Genomic DNA, 19,021 nt, shown 5'->3' on the forward strand with positions numbered 1-19,021 from the left:
GGCCATGTCGGCGCCCGGTCACGGGAACGCACCATTCACCGACTGCCGAATCGAGCCGCACATGCCGCACTCCTTTCCCCCGCGCGCGTCGCACGTCCAGCGGGGCATCTGGTTCACCGAACGCCTCGGTCCCGTGCACGGGGCGTTCCACATGCCGCTCCGGATCTCCTTCGACCGGATCGACGCCGACGCCCTGGGACGGGCGGTGTCCGTGCTGACCTCGCGTCATGCCGCCCTGTCCCAGCGGTTCGTGGAGCGGGACGGGGAGGTCGTGCTGGAGCCCGGCGGCGCCCCGGTCCTCGGCGTGGTCGACGCCTCGGGGGACGGCGCGGAGGGGCTGGAGAAGCGGCTGGCCGAGGATGTGGCGAGACCCTTCGACCTGCGGACCGGCCCCCCGGCGCGCTTCACCCTCTACCGGGGCCGCGGTGGGGCGGCGGAGCTGCTGGTCGTCGCCCACCACGCGGTGTTCGACGGGGAGTCGAAGGACGTCCTGCTGGCGGAGCTCGCCGCCGCCTATGCGCAGGCCGTGGGCGGGGCCGCTCCGGAGGCCGACCGGATACCGTCCGCACCCCTGCCCCCGTCCGACCCCGACGCCGACCCCGACCCCGGCCCTGATCCCGACGCCGATCCCGACCCCGATCCCGACCTCGTGCGTCGTGCGGCGGCCTGGTACGGCCCGCGTTGGGCCGCCGCGACGGAGCCCGTCCTCCCGGGGATGCCGCCGGCCGTCACCGACCCGGCGCCCGGGGAGTCGGTCGGGTGGCGGACGGACGCCGCCGGCCGGGCGGAACTGGCCGGCGCCGCGCAGCGCTGCGGCGTCACCGTCTTCGAGTTCCTGCTCGCCGCGCTGCACGGACTGCTGCTGCGCTACGGCGGAGAGGCGGTCCCGGTGTCGGTGCCGCTCTCCGTCCGGGCGGCCGAACAGGCCAGGGAGATCGGGCCGTTCGTCAACGAGCTGCCGGTGCACGCGCCCGCCGGGGCGACTTCCCGGATGCCCTTCGCCGAGTACGCCCGGGCCGTCCGCGCCGAGGTGCGCGGCGGGTACCCGTTCCGCCCGGTGCCCTTCGGGGCGGCGGTCGGCGGACTCACGCCGCGCGCCGGCCTGGCTCCCGTGTCGTTCGGCTACCGACGCGGCCGGGCCGCGGATCCGGTGTTCCCGGGAAGCGTCGCCCGGGTGGACCGCGCGGTGTTCAACGGCGCCGCCCGCAACACGCTCCACCTCCAGGCGGTCGACACCGCCGACGGGCTCGCCTTCTCGCTCCAGTACGCCCCGGCGATCGTGTCGCCGGAGGCCGCGGACCGGATCGCCGGCCACTTCAGGGCCCTGCTGGAAGCCGCGACGGCCGCGCCCGAGCAGCCGCTGGGCGCCCTGGCGCTGCTGGCCGGGGCCGAGCTGTCGCTGGTGACCGAGGAGTGGAACGACACCGCCCGCGCCTACCCCCGCGACCGTACGGCGCTGGACCTGGTGCGGGAACGGGCCGCCGAAGCCCCCGAGGCCGTCGCCGTCAGTACGGACACCGGGCGGCTGACCTACCGGGCGCTCGTGGAGCGGGTCGACGAACTGGCCGCCGTCCTGCGTGGGGCCGGGGTCCGGCCGGGCGACCTCGTCGCCCTGCACCTGGACCGCACCGCCGACCTGCCGGCCGTCCTGCTCGCCGTGCACGCGGCCGGCGCCGCCTACCTGCCGCTCGATCCCGGCCACCCCGCCGAGCGGCTCGCGTTCCTGCTCGCCGACTCGGGCGCCGCCCTGCTGGTCGCCGACACCGAGCCCGCCCCCGACGTAGCGGCGGCGGCACCGGCCGTACTCCGGCTCGGGAGCGGCCGCACGCGACCGGGGCCCACGGCGGCGCCCACCCCGCCCAGCGCCCTCGCCTACGTGCTGTACACCTCCGGCTCGACCGGGCGGCCCAAGGGCGTGGAGATCGGGCACCGGGCGCTGGTCAACCTGCTGACCTCGTTCGCCGGACTCCTGGGCTCGGGGCCGCGGGACGTCTGGCTCGGCCTGACCTCGCTCTCCTTCGACATATCCGGGCTGGAGATCCTGCTGCCGCTGACCACCGGCGGCCGGCTGGTCCTCGCGCCGGACGGTGCCGCGCTGGACGCGGCGGGCACGGTCGGGCTGGTCCGGCAGGAGGGCGTCACCCATCTGCAGGCGACCCCCTCGGGCTGGCGCGTGCTGCTCAGCGCCGGGCCGCTGCCGGCGGGGCTGACCGGGATCGTGGGCGGGGAGGCGCTGCCGCTGCCGCTGGCCCGCGAGCTCCGGGGCTCCCTCGCCCGGTTGGTCAACGGGTACGGGCCGACCGAGGCGACGATCTACGCCACCTGCGCCGACATCCCCGACGGAGCGGACGCCGTGGTGATCGGCAGGCCGGTCGCCAACACCCGGGCGTACGTCCTGGACGCGGACGGCCGGCCGCTGCCGGTCGGCATTCCCGGCGAACTCCACCTGGGCGGCGACGGGGTGGCGGAGGGCTACCGGGGCCGGCCCGGGCTGACCGCCGAGCGTTTCGTCGAGGACCCGTTCGGCGGCGGCCGGATGTACCGTACCGGCGACCTCGCGGCCTGGACGCGGGACGGCGAGCTGGAGTTCCACGGCCGGATCGACGACCAGGTGAAGATCCGCGGCCACCGGATCGAACTCGGTGAGGTCGAGGCCGCGCTGCTCGGCCACCCGTCGGTCGCCGCGGCGGCCGCCGCCGTGTACGAGCAGACCGGGGGCGAACCCGCACTCGTCGGCTACCGGGTGCCCGTGCCCGGCAGCGCACCGCCGTCCGACGCGGAGCTGCGGGACCACCTGCTGCGCACCCTCCCCGCTGTCATGGTGCCCCGGCAGTTCGTGGCCCTCGACCGCCTGCCGCTGACTCCGAGCGGCAAGCTCGACCGGCGCGCGCTGCCCGCGCCGGCGCCCGCTGACGTCGCCGGCCCGGCGGAGGCCGCCGACGACGTCACCGCGACCGTCCTGGCGGTCTGGGAGGAGGTCCTGGGCCTCTCCGGCATCGGCCCCGAGGACGACCTCTTCGAACTCGGCGGACACTCGCTGACGATCATCCAGATCACGGCCCGGATCCGGGCCGCGTTCGGGGTCGACCTCGCCTTCGACCTGTTCTTCGACGCCTCCACCCCGGCCGCCCTCGCCGCCGTCGTCCGGGAGCGGCGTTGACCGTCGTCGAGCGCCCCTCCGTGCCCTCCCCGCTCCTCGCCCGAACGGACTGCCGATGACCGACACCCAGGACCCGCCCGCGGACTGGTCCGCCACCAAACGATCCCTGCTCGCCCAGCGCCTGCGGGGCGCCGCGGCTCCGGTGCGGGTGGTCGAGCCCCGCCCGGCGGGCACCGAGCCGCCGCTGTCCAGCGGACAGGAGCGGCTCTGGTTCATGGACCAGTTCACGCCGGGCGGGACCGCGTACACGCTGGCCCCGGCCCGGCGGCTGCGCGGTCCGCTGGACCGCGCGGCCCTGGACACCGCCCTGGCCGCCCTGCTGGAGCGTCACGAGGGGCTGCGGACGACCTTCCCGGCCACCGAGGACGGCAGGGCCGAGGCCCTGGTCGCCGCACCGGGGCCCTTCCCGACCGAGTTCGTGGACGCCTCCGGCGATCCCGACCCGGGTCGGAGGGCGGCGGAGGAGATCGGCGCGCTGGTCGCCCGGCCCTTCGACCTCGCGGGCGGACCCCTGGTGCGGGCGCTGCTGGTCAGGCTCGCCGCCGAGGACCACGTCCTCGCCCTGGTCATGCACCACATCGTCTGCGACGGATGGTCCATCGACATCCTCAACCGGGAACTGGACGCGCTGTACGCCCGGCACGCCCACGGTGAGGGCGCCGAACTCCCAGCGGTGCCCGTGCAGTTCGGTGACTACGCGCGCTGGCAGCGGGACCGGCTGGACAGCGGGGCGCTGGCCGCCTCCCGCGACCACTGGCGGACCGAACTCGCCGCCGTCCCCGCCCTGGAACTGCCCGTCGACCGCCCCCGGCCGCCGCTGCTCACCTTCGACGGCGCGGCCGTGGAACTGCACTGGAGCCCGGAGTCCGTCCGCGCCGTCGCCGAGTGCGCCCGCGCCCACGGGGCGTCGACCTACATGGTGCTGATGGCCGGGCTCCAGGCGCTGCTCGGCCGGCACACCGGGCAGCGGGACTTCGCGATCGGCTCGGCGGTGGCCGGCCGCCTCCACCGGGAGCTGGAGGGCGTGGTCGGCGCGTTCGTCAACATGCTGCCGATCCGGGCCCGCCTGGAGAGCGGACTCGCCTTCGGACAACTGGTCGACCGGGTGCGGGAGACGACGCTCGACGCCTACACCCACCAGGAGGTGCCGTTCGAGCAGATGGTCGCGGACCTGGACATCGAGCGGGACGTCAGCCGCTCGGCGGTGTTCCAGGTGACCTTCGCGTTCCAGAACTACGGCGACCGCGCCGCCTCCACCGCACCCGCCGCCCCGGCCGAGGGATTCGGCCACGAGACCGCCACGAGCCATGCGGACCTCGCGTTCTACCTGCGGGAGAAGAAGGACGGCGGGCTCTTCGGCCTGATCACCTACCGCACCGACCTCTTCGACGCCGACACCGTGCGACGGCTCGCCGAGCGCTTCGAGGTCCTGATGGCGGCGGCGACGGCGGATCCCGACCGGCCCGTCGAGGACCTGCCGGTGCTGTCCGACACCGAGCGCCGCGACGTGGTCGAACGGTGGGCGGCCGGCCCCGAACTCCCCGCAGGCGGAGCGGGGACGCTGACCGCGCTGCTCTCGGCGGCGGCCCGGCAGGCCGGCGACCGCCCGGCGCTGGTCTTCGAGGACGGCACCGTCACCTACAACGAACTCGACGCCCGGGCGACCGCCCTGGCCCGCCGGCTGCGGGAGCTGGGCGTCGGCGCGGACGACCGGGTGGCGGTGTGCCTGGAGCAGTCGCCGGACCTGGCGGTCGCACTGGTCGCCGTGCTGAAGGCCGGCGGCTGCTACCTGCCGCTGGACCCGGAGCAGCCGCCCGCACGGCTGTCCCGCCTGGTGGCGGACGCGGACGTGCGCGTGCTGGTGACGGACTCGGGCCTGCGGACGCGGTTCTCCGGGTACGGCGGCGCGGACCTGCTCGTCGACCGCGTCGAACTCCCGCCGAGCGACGAGCCGTTGGCGGAGGCCTCCGGACCGGACGACCTCGCGTACGTCATCTACACCTCCGGCTCGACCGGGCAGCCCAAGGGCGTCGCGGTGCAGCACCGGGAGATCCTCAACTACCTCGCCGGCGTACGGGAACGGCTGCGGATCGAGCCCGGCGCCCGCTACGGCCTGCTGCAGTCCCTGTCCTTCGACTTCAGCATCACGATGCTGTACCTGGCGCTCACCACCGGCGGCCGGGTGCACCTGCTGCCGCGCCGCATCGCCGGCGCCGAACTCGCCGAAGCGATCGAGGCGTCGGAGCTCGACTACCTCAAGATGACACCCTCCCACCTGGCCGCGCTGACCGCGGACGCCCCGGTCGAGCGGCTGCTGCCGCGCCGGGCCCTGGTGCTCGGCGGGGAGGCCTCGTCCTGGGCCTGGGCCGCCGATCTGGCGGTGCGCGGGCGGTGCGCGGTGTTCAACCACTACGGCCCGACCGAGGCGACGGTCGGCGTCACCGTCCACGAGGTCCTTCCGGGGGAGTGCGGCCCCGGGAGCACACCGATCGGCACGCCGCTCGCGGGCGCGCGCTGCTACGTCCTCGACGAGGCCCGCCGACCGGTGCCGCCCGGCGTGACGGGGGAGCTGTACCTCGGAGGGGAGCGGCTGGCCCGCGGCTACCTGGGGCGCCCCGACCTCACGGCGGAACGTTTCCTCGATGACCCGTTCGGCGGAACCGGCGGCCGGATGTACCGCACCGGCGACCTGGCGCGCTGGCGGCGCGACGGCACACTGGAGTACCTCGGGCGCGCCGACGACCAGATCAAGGTCCGCGGCTACCGGGTCGAGCCCGGCGAGATCGAGGCCGCGCTCACCGCGCTGCCCGGCGTCACCCAGGCCCATGTGACGGTCCGCGGCGAGGGAATCAGACAGAACCTCGTGGCCTACCTCGAACACCCGGGCGGCGCAACCGCCCCGGCACCGGCCGACCTACGGGCGGCGCTCACCGCCGTCCTGCCGGACTACATGGTCCCCGCCCGGTTCGTCGTCCTCGACCGGCTGCCCCTGCTGGCCCACGGCAAGGTCGACCGCAAGGCCCTGCCCGAACCCGAGGACACCGCCCCGGCCGGCGGCCACGTCGAACCCGAGGACGGGGCCGAGGCACAGATCGCCGGGATCTGGGCCGAGGTGCTCGGCGTCGCGAAGGTCGGCGCACTGGACGACTTCTTCGAGATCGGCGGCCACTCGCTGCTCGCCACCCAGGTCGTCGCCCGACTGCGCCGGGCCTTCCCGGACCTGCCGGCCCCGATCGGCGTGATGGACCTCTTCCGCTTCCCGACCGTCCGTCTGCTCGCCGGACTCGTCAGCGACCCCGCCGCCGACCGGGGACCGCGGGGACTGCTGCACAGGCTCACCCCCGAACGCCGCCGCACCACCGCCAGCGTGGTCTGCGCGCCCTACGGCGGCGGCAGCGCGCTGATCTACAAGCCGCTCGCCGACGCCCTGCCCGAGGACTGGGCCCTGCACTCCATCGCCGTCCCGGGACACGAGCTCGGCGAGGAACCGATGGACGTCGACGAGGTCGCCGCCCGGTGCGCGCGCGAGATCCTCGAAAGCGTCGAAGGCCGGATCGTGCTGTACGGGCATTGCGGGGTCGGCGTGCGCCTCGCCGTGGAGATCGCCCGCCGGGTCGAGGCCGAGGGACGGGAGATCGACGCCGTCCACCTCGGCGGCATCTTCCCCTTCGCCCGCCCCCGGGGGCGGGGCGCCGCCGTCGGGGAGTGGTGGGCCGAACGCGTCGACCGGCTGCGCAGCGACCAGGGCATGATCAACGCGCTGGCCGCCGCCGGGATGGACACCGACGACGTGGACCCGGAGCAACTGCGGCTGATCGTGCGCAACCGCCGCACCGGCACCAAGGACGTCGAGCGGTACTTCACCCGGATGTTCGGGACCGAGGGCGGGCGGATCAAGGCACCCGTGATCGCGGTCTGCGGCGACCGCGACCCGGCCACCGAGTTCTACCAGGAACGCTTCCGCGAGTGGCACCGGATCACCGACACCGCCGCCGTGGTGGTCCTCGACGAGGCCGGCCACTTCTACCTCAAGTACCGGGCCGCCGAACTCGCGGCCGTCGTCACCGGCGTCCACCGGGCGATCGCCGCCGGGGAGGAGGACCGGTACCGCCGCACCGACGGCGCGACCTGGTGGCTCGCCGGACTGTCCCGGGACGCCGCGACAGCGCGCACGGACGACACCCCGGCCCCCGTGCGCCCGACCATGCGCCGCTTCCTCGCCGTCGCCTCCGGGCAGCAGGTGTCGATGATCGGATCGGCGCTCACCGAGTTCGCCCTCCCCGTCTGGATCTACCTGCGCACCGGCTCCCTGGCCCAGTTCGGACTGCTGGCCGCCTGCGGACTGGTCCCCGGCATCCTCGCCGCGCCGATCGCCGGGGCGGTCGTCGACCGGGGCGACCGGCGCCGGACCATGCTCCGCGGCGACCTCGCCGCCGGCGCCACCCAGGCCCTCCTGCTCCTCCTGTACGTCACCGGGAGCCTCCAGGTCTGGCACGCCTACGCGCTCGTCGCCGTACTGTCCGCCGCCCTCTCCTTCCAACGGCTCGCCTGGAACGCGTCGGTGCCCCAGCTCGTCCCCAAGCGCTACCTCGGCCGGGCCAACGGCGTGGTCCAGATGGCCTTCGGCCTCGCCCAGTTCCTCGTCCCGCTGTTCGCGGTGGGCCTGCTCGCCGCGATCGGACTCGGCGGCATCCTCGTCCTCGACGTGGCTGGCTACGCCGTCGCCGTCGCCGTCACCCTGGCGGTGCGGTTCCCGGACGTGATGGGCTCCACCCGGCGGGAGAGCATGTCCGCGGAGATCCGCGAAGGCTTCCGACGGGCCCTCGGCAGCAGGCACTTCCGGGCGATGCTGCTCTACTTCGCCGCCCTGAACGCCTTCCTCTCCCCGCTGTTCCTGCTGACCACACCGCTCGTGCTCTCCTTCGCCCCGCTCTCGGCGGCCGGCTGGGTCTCGACGGCGGCCGGACTCGGCGCCGTGCTCGGCGGGATCACGCTGCTGGTCTGGGGCGGACCGCGCCACCGCAAACTGCGCGGGGTACTGCTCGCCACCCTGGCGGTCGCCGCAGCCTGCCTGCTCACCGGGCTGCGCCCGTCGGTCTGGACGGTCGCCCTCGGCGCGTTCGGCATGACGTTCGCGCTCGCCCTGGTCAACGGCGCCTACGCGACCATCGTGCAGACCAAGGTGCCGCTGCGCTTCCACGGCCGGGTGATCGCGGTGAACACGATGGTCGCCTGGTCGACCCTGCCGATCGGGTTCGCCCTGATCGCCCCGTTCGGCCCGGGCCTCCTCCAGCCGCTGATGGACCACGACGGGGCCCTCGCCACGAGCGTGGGCCGCGTCATCGGAACCGGCGACGGCCGCGGCATCGGATTGCTCTACCTGCTGTTCGGCCTCGCCATGGCCGCCCTCGCGCTGATCTGCCTGGCCGTCCCGGTGCTGCGCCACTTCGACCGGGACGTCCCCGACGCCGAGCCCGACGACCTGGTCGGCCTGCAGGCCATCCGGGACCGGTCCGCCGCTTCCCCGGCACCCACCGCCCCGCACCGCTCCGAGACCGAGGAGACCGCCCGGTGACCACCACCCATCCGCTGACCGCCGAACAGCGCCGGCTCTGGTTCCTCCAGCAGCTCCACCCGGACGACGCCGGCTTCAACATGTACCTCAACCGGCGCTGGTCCGGGCCGATCGACCCGGACGCCCTGCGCACCGCCCTCCACCGGCTGACCGCCCGGCACGAGGTCCTGCGCACCCGCTTCGTCCCGGACGGCCCCGACGGGGCGGAGCCCGTCCAACTGGTCCAGCCCCCGGCCGGGATCGACCTGGTCACCCTGCGACTGCCCGAAGGCGCGACCGAGTCGGACTTCACCGACGCCTGCCGGCCCTCCGTCAACGCGCCGTTCGACCTCGCCGCCGCACCGCCCCTGCGCGCGACGCTGATCAGCGCGGGAGAACGGGAACACGCGGTCAGCGTCGTCGTCCACCACATCGTCGCCGACGGCTGGTCCTTCCGCACGATGTGGCGCGAGCTGCTCGCCCTCTACCGCGAGGCGACCGGCGAGGCGCCCGCCGGCCTGGCGGAACTCCCCCTGCAGTACGGCGACTTCGCCCGCGCCGAACAGGCCAGGACGAGCGGCGCGGCGGGCGAGGAGGCCTTCCGGTTCTGGGCCGAGAGACTCGCCGGCACCGGAGCGCTGCGCCTTCCGCTGGATCGGCCGAGGCCGCCGAGACCCACCCGGCCCGCCGGCTTCGTCACCGTCGACCTCGACCCCGGGCTGACGGCCACCGTCGACCGGCTGGCCCGGCAGGAGCGGTGCACCCCGTTCATGGTGCTGCTCGCGGGCTACCAGTGCGTGCTCGCGCGCTGGACCGGCTGCCGGGACTTCGTGGTCGGCACCCCGCTGGCGGGCCGCACCGAGGCGGCGCACGAGGCGCTGCTCGGCTACTTCAACCGTACGGCGGTGATCAGGTCCGACCTGACCGGCGACCCCGACTTCCGCACCGTGCTGCGGCGGACCCGATCCGCCGCGCTGGCCGCCCTGAGCCGTCCGGACGCGCCGGTCGAGCGGCTCGCCGCCCACCTCGGCCTGCCCCCGGACACCGGGGCCGGACCGCTGTACCAGGCCGTCTTCGTCCACCAGAGCCAGAACGAGCTCGCGGACGGCTCCGGTGAGCCCGTGCTGCCCGCGGGAGTCCGCACGACGGGCATGGATTCCGGCTTCGAGCAGGCGAAGACCGATCTGCTGCTCGACAGCTGGCGCACCGCCGACGGCGGGATGACGCTGTCCTTCTGCTACGACCGGGAGCTGTTCGACCGGGAGACCGTCGAGGCCCTCGGCGGCCGGTGCCGCGAGGTGTACGCGCGGATCGTCGGGAACCCGGAACTCCCCTTGCACGGCGACTGGTTCGTCGGACCGCAGGAGCGGGCGGCGCTGCTCGCCCTGGGGTCCGGCCCGGCCGGCCCGGCCGCGGCCCGGACGGTGCCGGAGCGGTTCGCGGAGCAGGCCGCCGCACGACCGGACGCGCCGGCGCTGGAGTGCGGGGGCCGGACGCTGTCCTACGGTGAACTCGACCGGCGCTCCACCGAGTTGGCGCGCCGCCTCGGCCCGGTGGCCGGCCGGGTGGTCGCGGTGTCGATGGCGCCCTCCTTCGACCTGGTCGTCGCCCTGACGGCGATCTGGAAGGCCGGAGCCGCCTACCTCCCGCTCGACCCGGCCCACCCCGAGGACCGGCGCGCCCTGATGGTGCGCGAGGCCGGCGCCGTCCTCACCCTCGACGGCGCCGACCTGCCCGGACCCGGCGGCGACCTGCCCCGACCCGGTGGCGACCTGCCCCGACCCGGTGGCGCCGACCCCGCCCCGCCCGGCCCGGCGGACCTGGCGTACGTCCTCTACACCTCCGGGTCCACCGGCACGCCGAAGGCCGTCGCCGTCGACCACGCGGCGGTGTCCGCGCGGGTCGACTGGATGGCCGGCCCGGACGGGTACGCGCTGCGGCCCCGCGACCGGGTCGTCCAGTTCGCGTCCCTCGGCTTCGACACCCATGTGGAGGAGCTCTGGCCCGCGCTGGTGTCCGGGGCCTGCGTCGTGCTGCTGCCCGGCGGCGGCCGGTCCCTGCCGGACCTGCTGGGCAGCCCGTCCGGGCGGTCCGTCACTGTGCTCGACCTGCCGACGGCCTACTGGGAGGAGCTCGTCGGCCTGGGGGAGCAGGCCCGCTGGCCGGACGCCCTGCGCCTGGTGGTCATCGGCGGCTCCGAGGCGCGGGCCCACGCCGTCGCCGGGTGGCGCCGCAGGCACGGGGACGCGGTCCGGCTGGTCAACACCTACGGCCCCACCGAGGCCACCGTGATCGTCACCGCGGCCGAGTTGACGGCCGCGGACACCGACCACCGGCCCTCGCTGGGCCGCCCGCTCCCAGGGGTGCGGCTCCACGTGCTGGACGAGCGCGGCGGGCTGCTGCCCCGGGGGTCCGAGGGCGAGCTGTTCATCGGCGGCAGTGGCCTGGCCCGGGGCTACCTGGGCCGCCCGGACCTGACCGCGGCCGCCTTCGTGCCCGACCCGTTCGCCGGCGGCGTGATGTACCGCACCGGCGACCGGGTCCGGTGGCGGGCGGACGGCCGGCTGGAGTTCCTGGGGCGCGACGACGGGCAGCTGAAGCTGCGCGGCTACCGGATCGAGCCCGCCGAGATCGAGTCCGCGCTGACCGCGCACCCGGCCGTCGGGCAGGCCGCCGCGCTGGTCCGCGACGGGCGGCGGCTGCTGGCGTACGCCGTCCCCCACCCGGGCGCCGAGCCCGGCCCGGACGAGCTGCGCGAGCACCTCGCCGTACGGCTGCCCTCCTACATGGTCCCGGAAGCCGTGGTCGTCCTGGCCCGGTTGCCGCTGACCCCGAACGGCAAACCCGACCTCGCGGCCCTGCCCGATCCCGGGCCGGTCACCGGGGCGGGCTACGTCGCGCCGCGCACCGACGCCGAGCACCTGGTCACCGAACTGTGGCAGGAGGTGCTCGGAGTGCCGAAGGTCGGGGTGTTCGACGACTTCCTCGCGCTGGGCGGCGACTCCATCCTGGTCACCCGGGTCGCCGCGCGGATCCGCTCCGGCCTCGGCCTCGACGTCCCCATCCGCGACGTGTTCGAGAGCAGCACGCCGGCCGCTCTGGCGGCGCGGATCGAGGCGCTGCTGATCGCCGAGATCGACGCGCTCAGCGAGGAGGAGGCGGCCGGGCGCCTCTCCGGCTGAGCGGCCGGGGTGCGGTCCGGGGGTTCGGCCGATGACGGCCGAATCCCCGGACCGCATCCGTTCACACGCCGGCCGCCGCCAGCGCGGCGGCGAGGTCCTCGGCCAGCGCGCTCACCGTCGCGGCCCCGAAGGCGTGCTCGTTGTACCGCAGCCAGCACCGCAGCCCGCCGTCCGGCTGCTCGGCGACCGCCAGCTCCGGGACGTGCCGGTCGCCGCCGGGCAGCGGGTACGGCACGGTGGCGTTGCGCGGCAGCTCCCACGCCGCGCAGGCCACCCCCGGCAGCTGCGCCGGCGCGCTCCAGCTCTCGTACCTCAGCCAGGCCGCGAACGGCGCCAGCGGGCTGAACTCCGCGAACGGGTACAGCTGGTGGTCGAGCGCGGCGGTGGCGGCGGACCGGACGCGGTCGAGCAGTTCGGCGAACCCGGGCGCGCCCGAGGCGTCCACCCGTACCAGCAGCGACTGCACGAAGCAGCCGACCGCCCGCTCCGCCTCCGGCCTGGTCCGACCGGGCACCGGCGTCATGAGGACGAGGTCCCGCTGTCCGCTGCGGGCGGCCAGCAGGCCGCTCCAGACCGCCGCCACCGCGAGGAACGGGGTCGCGCCCAGCTCCGCCGCCCTGGCCCGCAGCGCTCCCGCCCGCTCCGGTGCCACCGTGAAGACGTGGGCGGCGCTCAGCACCACCTCGGTACCGCGACGGCCCGGGAACGGGTCGACCGCCTCGGGCGCGCCGGCGAGCGCCGCCGCGAAGTGCGTCCGGGAAGCCGGCCAGTGGGCGTTCGACCACTCCACCAGTTCGCGGTACTCCGGGCCGGGCCGGACCGCCGGCGGCCGGCGGCCGTCACGCAGCGCCGAGTACAGCACCCCCAGGTCGCGCAGCAGCACGCCCAGCGACCAGCCGTCGCTGACGAGGTGGTGGACCGCCAGCAGGACGACGTGGTCCTCCGGTCCCCGGCTCGCCACGGCGAGCCTGGTCATCGCTCCCGACGCGAGGTCCGTCGGCCGGTCGCGTTCGGCGACCAGCCGTGCCGACACCTCCTCGTCGCTCGCGCCGGGCAGGTCCACCAGCACCACGTCCGTGCGCGGTTCGTCGTCCAGGACGGCCCGCAGCACCCCCGGCTCGGCACCGGGCACCGGGACGAACCCGGTCCGCAGCGCGGGGTGGCGGCGCACCGCCTCGCGCAGGGCGTCGACCAGGACGTCCGTCCGCAGGCCCTGCGTCACCCGGAACATCACCGCCACCGAGCCGACGTTGCGGTCCGGGGCCTCGGCCATCCAGCGCAGGAAGTTCTCCTGCTGGGAGGTGAGCGGGAGGTCGTGCGGCTGCGCGCGCAGCGAGCGGAGGAAGGCCGTGACCTCGGTCCCGTCCTGCTCCACCGGCGTGACCGGGGCGGCCTCGGCCCGCTCCAGCCAGGCCGCCTGGGCGTGCAGCGAGGGGCGCTCGAAGACGAGCGCCGTGCGCGCCGCCACGCCGAACCCGGCGGAGATCGCGGCGGCGAGCTGGACCGCGCGGAACGAGTCCCCGCCGAGGGCGAAGAACTCCTCCTCCACCGACCGGACCGGCCGGCCCAGCACGGACCGCCACAGGGCCGCCAGGGCGAGCTCCCGCGCCGTCTCCGGGGCCCTTCCGGCCACCGGGGCGGGCTCCTCGAACGCGGTCCGGAGTTCGTGCTTGAGCACCTTGCCGCTCGGGTTGCGCGGCAGCGAGTCCGACACCAGGATGCGCACGGGCAGTTCGGGCCGGGCGAGCCGCTCGCTCAGGAACAGCCGCAGACCGGCGAGGTCGATCCCGCCCGGCATCGCGACCACCGCGGCGACCGGCACCTGGCCCATCACCGGGTGCGGCAGGCCGAGCGCGGCCGCGTCGGCGACCTGCGGGTGCTCGTGCAGCACCGCCTCGATCCGCAGCGTCGAGACCTTCAGCGCACCCGACTTGACGATGTCGCTCTCCCGGTCGACCAGGTGGAGGAAGCCGTCCTCGTCCAGTCTGCCGAGGTCGCCCATGCGCACCCAGCCGTCGCGGAAGACGGTGTCGTCGGCCGCTCCGGCGTACCCGCGCGGCGGGCCGGGCTGGCGCAGCCAGATCTCGCCGGTCCCGCCGGGCGGGACCGGCTCCCCGGTGTCGTCCAGGATCCGCAGGTCGGCCGGGTCGGTCGGGCGGCCCACCGAGCCGGGGCGGCCGGGGTCCACGATCGCGGATATCTGGGCGGGGGCGGCCTCGGCCGAGGTGTAGGTGTTGACGACCGTGGCCTTCGGCAGGGCGGCGGACAGCCCGGCGGCGACGGCGGGCGGGAGCGCGGCGGCGGTGGAGCCGACGAGCAGGACGCTGCCGAGGTCCCGGCGGCCGGCGACCCCGGAGTTCAGCAGTTCCACCGCCATCGACGGCACCAGGAAGACCGTGCCCGCGCCGGACTCCTCGACCACCCGCCCGAACTCCTCCGCGTCGAAGCGCGGCAGGCAGACCGTCGCGGGCTGCGCGGTCAGCGCGTTCACGAGGACGGCCTGCGCGGCGTTGGTCCCGATCGGGAAGGCGTGCACCGCGTGCCGTGAGTGCGCGTACGGGCGGGGGCGGGGGTCGAGGACCAGTCCGGCGGTCAGGCTCGCGTGCGCGGCCCGGACGCCCTTGGGGGTTCCGGTCGTTCCGGAGGTGCCGATGATCTGGGCCAGGTCACCCGGTGCGACCCGGTGGGGCGGAGCGCTCCCGTCCGGCGAGTCGAGGCCGTCGAGCCCGAACGTGGGCAGTGCGGTGCGCGGGCCGTTCCCGGCAACCGCCCAGCGTGCCCCGGTGGCCTCGACGAGCCGTTCCACATCGGCCCCGGCCAGGTCCTCGCGGATCACCAGCCCGGCCGCGCCCGCGTAGTGCGCGGCCAGGAACGCCACGGCGTACTCGTCCCACTCCCGGTTGGTGAACAGCAGCGCCACCGTGTCTCCCGGCCGCACGCCCGCCCGGGCCAGCCCGTGCGCGGCCCGGACCGCCCGCTCGCGCCACCGGCCGTACGTGAGGGTCCCACCGCCCGGCACGAGCAGGGCGGTGCGGTCGGGGTGGAGCGCGGCCCGGTGGTCCAGGAGTGCGGGCAGGGTGAGGGGAACGGGGGCGGACTGGGCGCTGATGACGACTCCCGGGAGTGCTTTGGGAGGGCGGCGCCACGACGGCGGAGGGCGGGGCCGGCCCCGGATTGGTCCAGACCGTATCGGACTTGCGAGAGGAGGCGCCAGATCCGCCGACAGATCGTCACGCGCCGCCCGGAACCCCGGAGTCCCGCCTCGCCGGGTGCCGTGGAGCGCCCCGTTGAACGGGCCTCGTGGTCCCCGTGGTTCAGCGCGGATCCGGGCCGGTCGAACCCGGGAGGGTGCGCCGTCCGTGCTACCGGTTGAGGCCGGGCGGCAGCCGGCACGAGGACGGACGCGGGAGGACAGCGATGGCCTGGTACCAGGGGCCGAGCCGGATCACGGTGACGGCGGTGGAGGGGCGGTTCCCGCAGCGGGCGGTGGTGACGGTCCGGGGCGCCGCTCCGGTGGAGCTTTCCGGGGAGGTCGGCGCCGTCCACCTCGTGGACGCGGAGAGCTGGCAGCTGGACCTGGAGCACCGCCACTTGGGCGACTGGTGCCCCAACATCCGTGCGGTGCAGGGTCGTTGGCAGGAGATCCGGGGTGTGCTGACGCAGGTCGTGCACAGTCGCAACCGTGATCAGGCGGGCGACCGGCAGGACCGCAACCTGGTGCTGCGGATCGAGCGGATCGTGCCGGACGGTGACAAGCCCTCGGCCGTGACCGGGACCCCGGTGGCGCGCCGGACCACCGCCGCGCACCACGCTCCGGCGGTCCCGGCCGGCTCGGCCGCCCCGCGGACCTCGGCCGGAGGGTCGGGCGGTGCGGCGGCGCCCGGCGTGCGGACGAGCGGCGCGGGTGCGGGTGCGGGCACGGGCGCGGGTGCGGGAGCCGGTGCCGGGGGCTATCCGGGGGTCCGGGTCACCGGCTCGGGGGGTGCGACCCGGACGGGTACCTCCACCACCTCCTGGAGCGGCTGACCTCCTGGAGCGGCTGACCGGCCGCCAGGAGCCGTCCGGTGTGATGGTGTGCGGCATGCCGCTGTGGGAGTAATCGGGGCACAAGGGCCGTCCGGTCGTCACGCTGTCCGTGTTGACCACGGTCCGGACCGGCGGTGCCACCGCTGCGCGGGTCGCGTGATCCAGTACCCCGAAGCCTCGCCTCAAGCCATCACATCGGGAGACACCAGTGACCAGACACCACGCCCCGGGACGTCCCGTCGCCGACGGAGAGGCAGGCGTCCACGCCCGTGCGCGGTGGCGGCGGGCCGGGGTCGTGGCAGGGGTGTGCGTGGTGCTGGCCGGTACCGGGCCGATCCCCGCGACCGCCGCGGCGACCGGGTCCGCGCCGGCCGCCACCCCGGTGCGGACCCGGGGAGCCGACCCGGTGGTCACCTTCGCCTTCACCGGCGCCCCGCAGAGCCTCACCATCCCGGCCCAGGCGGTGGTCACGATCACCGCCGACGGCGCGGGCGGCGCCGACAACACCGGCACCTCCTGTTCCGTCACGGGGACGGGCGGGACGGGGGCGCGGGTCGTCACCACTCTCCCGCAGACCACCGCACCGACGACGGTCACCGTCAACGTCGGCGGCACGGGCGGCAAGGGCTGCAACGGCACGGGGACGGGGGGTGCCGGCGGGTTCAACGGCGGCGCTCCGGGCGGGGGCATCTCGGTCACCGGCTTCCGGGCGGAAGGGCCGGGCGGGGGCGGGGCTTCCAGCGTCAGCGTGGGCTCCTTCCTGGTGGTCGCCGGGGGCGGCGGTGCCGCCGGGGGTACCGGAAGCGGCCGGACGGGTGGCAACGGGGGCAACGGCGGGACGACACCCGATGCCACCGACGGTACCGCCGGAAGCGCCGCCGGCCCCGGGGCCGCGGCGGGGCAGGGCGGGGGCGGCGGCAAGACCAGCACGAGTACGGGTGGTCCGGGCGGGGCCGCCGGCAGCGTCTCCTTCTGTGTCGCCACGCCGGGTGCGCCGGGAGGCGGGTTCGTCGGTACCACGATCGGCACCGGAGGCACCGGCGGATCGATCGACGGCGGCTGTGCCGCCACGACCACCGGTGCGGGCGGGGGCGGTGGCGGCGGGTACTTCGCCGGTGGTGGCGGCGGCAGCGGTGCCGTCAACAACACCGGCACCGCGGCAAGCGGCGGCGGTGGCGGTGGCGGGAGCAGCTTCGCGACCCCGTCGGGCACCGGGACGTCCTCCGCGCTGTCCGCGATCGGGACGGCGAACCACAACGGCCAGGTGATCATCAGCTACACCGTGGGCAAGCCGGTCACCACGACCATGACCGCGATGCCCCGGAGCACCCGGGTCGGCTCGCCGGTCGTGCTCGGCGACACCGTCTGCCCCGGCGCGGGCTCCACGACCAGGCCCACCGGAACCGTCACGTTCACCGACACCACCACGGGGACGCCCCTCGGCACGGGACGCCTGTTCCTCTCCCTCGGCAACTGCGCCGTCGGCGGGACGGTCACCGCCTTCCGCACCGCGGGCGTCCACACCGTCACCGCCGTCTACAGCGGTGACTCGGTGTACCAGGACAACAGTGCCGCCCCCGAGAGCATCACCGTGACGGTGAGCCCCTGACCGGCGCGGGTGACAGGGTGATACCGGGCGGGGCCCGCGAGGACGACTCGCGGGCCCCGCCTCTGGCGTGCCCGCCCGAGGCCGGCTCCGAGCGCACCGGCTCCGAGCGCACCGACTCGGCGCGCACGAGGCCTGCGACCTGCAACGTCACGGCGCACACGGCTCATTGGGAAACTTTCCTAACGAAAACCGTTGACCGCGGAGCCCGGCGCCCCCGATCCTGTGAGACACCCTTCGTGGACCGCCGTTGTCCGCGCGGGTGTTCGCGGCTCCCCGACCTGCCGTCACCGTTCCGCTGGATCGACGAAAGTGAGTTGGCATGCGCAAGACCATCGGAGTCCGTCTCACCGCTCCGCTGCTGGCCGCCGCCCTCGGGCCGGCCGCGCTCCTGCTGGCCCCCGGGGCCTTCGCGACGGCGGCCCCCGCCGCGGCGGCGGTGCCCGGGATGGCCGCCGCGCCGTACGAGTACCTCGGCTGGGGCAACCCGCAGAAGCCGACCGACGTGATGAAGGCGACCGGCGTCACGTGGTTCACCCTGGCCTTCGTCCTCTCCGACGGCGGCTGCAACCCGGCGTGGGACGGCAGCCGCGTGCTGTCCGGCGGTTCCGACGAGGCCGCGATCAAGTCGATCCGGGCGGCCGGCGGGGACATCGTGGTCTCGGTCGGCGGGTGGAGCGGCAACAAGCTCGGCGAGAAGTGTTCCAGCGCGAGCGCGCTGGCCGGCGCGTACCAGAAGGTGATCGACGCCTACAAGCTGAAGGCGCTCGACATCGACATCGAGGACACCGAGTTCAGCAACGCGACGGTCCGTCAGCGGGTGGTCGACGCACTGAAGATCGTCAAGACGAAGAACCCCGGCATCGTCACCTACGTCACCATGGGCACCACGCCGAGCGGTCCGGACGCCAACGGCAAGGACCTCATCAAGCGGGGCGCGGCCGCGGGCCTGGCGAACGACGGCTGGGTGATCATGCCCTTCGACTTCGGTGGCCACAGCGGCAGCATGGGCCAGGCGACGGTCAGCGCGCTGGACGGGCTGAAGGCGGCGGTCAAGAGCGCGTACGGCTACAGCGACGACGCGGCGTACCGGCACATCGGCGTCTCCTCGATGAACGGGAAGACCGACGAGGCGGGGGAGACCGTCACCACCGCCGACTTCCGCACCATCCTCGGGTACGCGAAGCAGCACCACCTCGCCCGCTTCTCGTTCTGGTCCGTCAACCGGGACCGCGCCTGCGGTTCCGGCACCGACGCCGACGCCTGCAGCGGCGTCGCGCAGTCCCCGTACGAGTTCACCAAGATCGTCGTCCAGTACCAGGGCTGAGACGCGGCGGCGGCCGCCCGGGCCGCCCGGGCCGGCGGAGCCCGGGGGTCGAACGGCCCGGGGGATCAGCGTGGCGCAATGCCGAGGGGCCCGCACCGCGCAGCGTGTGCGCGGTGCGGGGGGGGCCCCGAGCCCACGCGGGGGGGGGGGGGGGAACAAAAACGGG

At 75.4% G+C, this 19,021-nt stretch carries 7 protein-coding genes; 6 read left to right on the forward strand and 1 reads right to left on the reverse strand.

Annotated features, from left to right (window positions below):
• Nucleotides 1-61 precede the first annotated feature (61 nt).
• Genes ACFQ6N_RS32935 through ACFQ6N_RS32945 form a run of 3 tightly spaced genes read left to right on the forward strand, consistent with a single transcriptional unit; the run spans nt 62 to nt 11,896 of the window.
• Nucleotides 62-3,160 carry an amino acid adenylation domain-containing protein gene (locus ACFQ6N_RS32935; protein ID WP_380657178.1) on the forward strand — a complete coding sequence of 1,033 codons (3,099 nt, stop codon included), beginning with the start codon at nt 62-64 and terminating at the stop codon, nt 3,158-3,160.
• A gap of 55 nt (nt 3,161-3,215) precedes the next feature.
• The gene (locus tag ACFQ6N_RS32940; protein ID WP_380657180.1) at nt 3,216-8,735 is read left to right on the forward strand and encodes an amino acid adenylation domain-containing protein; all 5,520 of its coding nucleotides are present in this window, start codon (nt 3,216-3,218) and stop codon (nt 8,733-8,735) included.
• Nucleotides 8,732-11,896, forward strand: a complete 3,165-nt coding sequence (locus ACFQ6N_RS32945; RefSeq protein ID WP_380657182.1) for an amino acid adenylation domain-containing protein — start codon at nt 8,732-8,734, stop codon at nt 11,894-11,896. The genes ACFQ6N_RS32940 and ACFQ6N_RS32945 overlap by 4 nt, the downstream gene beginning before the upstream one ends.
• A 61-nt stretch (nt 11,897-11,957) precedes the next feature.
• Here ACFQ6N_RS32945 and ACFQ6N_RS32950 read toward each other — a convergent pair whose 3' ends face one another.
• On the reverse strand, nt 11,958-15,086 hold the full coding sequence (locus ACFQ6N_RS32950; protein WP_380657189.1) for an AMP-binding protein: 3,129 nt from the start codon (nt 15,084-15,086) through the stop codon (nt 11,958-11,960).
• 227 nt (nt 15,087-15,313) lie between these two features.
• Between ACFQ6N_RS32950 and ACFQ6N_RS32955 the strand changes: the two genes are divergently transcribed.
• The 3 genes from ACFQ6N_RS32955 to ACFQ6N_RS32965 all read left to right on the forward strand — a co-directional run bounded on the left by ACFQ6N_RS32955 (nt 15,314) and on the right by ACFQ6N_RS32965 (nt 18,855).
• The gene (locus ACFQ6N_RS32955) at nt 15,314-15,922 is read left to right on the forward strand and encodes a hypothetical protein (protein ID WP_380657184.1); all 609 of its coding nucleotides are present in this window, start codon (nt 15,314-15,316) and stop codon (nt 15,920-15,922) included.
• Nucleotides 15,923-16,130: 208 nt separating this feature from the next.
• The gene (locus tag ACFQ6N_RS32960; RefSeq protein ID WP_380657186.1) at nt 16,131-17,531 is read left to right on the forward strand and encodes an Ig-like domain repeat protein; all 1,401 of its coding nucleotides are present in this window, start codon (nt 16,131-16,133) and stop codon (nt 17,529-17,531) included.
• A gap of 319 nt (nt 17,532-17,850) precedes the next feature.
• Nucleotides 17,851-18,855 carry a chitinase gene (locus ACFQ6N_RS32965; RefSeq protein ID WP_380657188.1) on the forward strand — a complete coding sequence of 335 codons (1,005 nt, stop codon included), beginning with the start codon at nt 17,851-17,853 and terminating at the stop codon, nt 18,853-18,855.
• The last annotated feature ends 166 nt before the right edge of the window (nt 18,856-19,021 follow it).

It is taken from the genome of Kitasatospora sp. NPDC056446, from assembly GCF_042796115.1.
Classification (GTDB): Bacteria; Actinomycetota; Actinomycetes; order Streptomycetales; family Streptomycetaceae; genus Kitasatospora.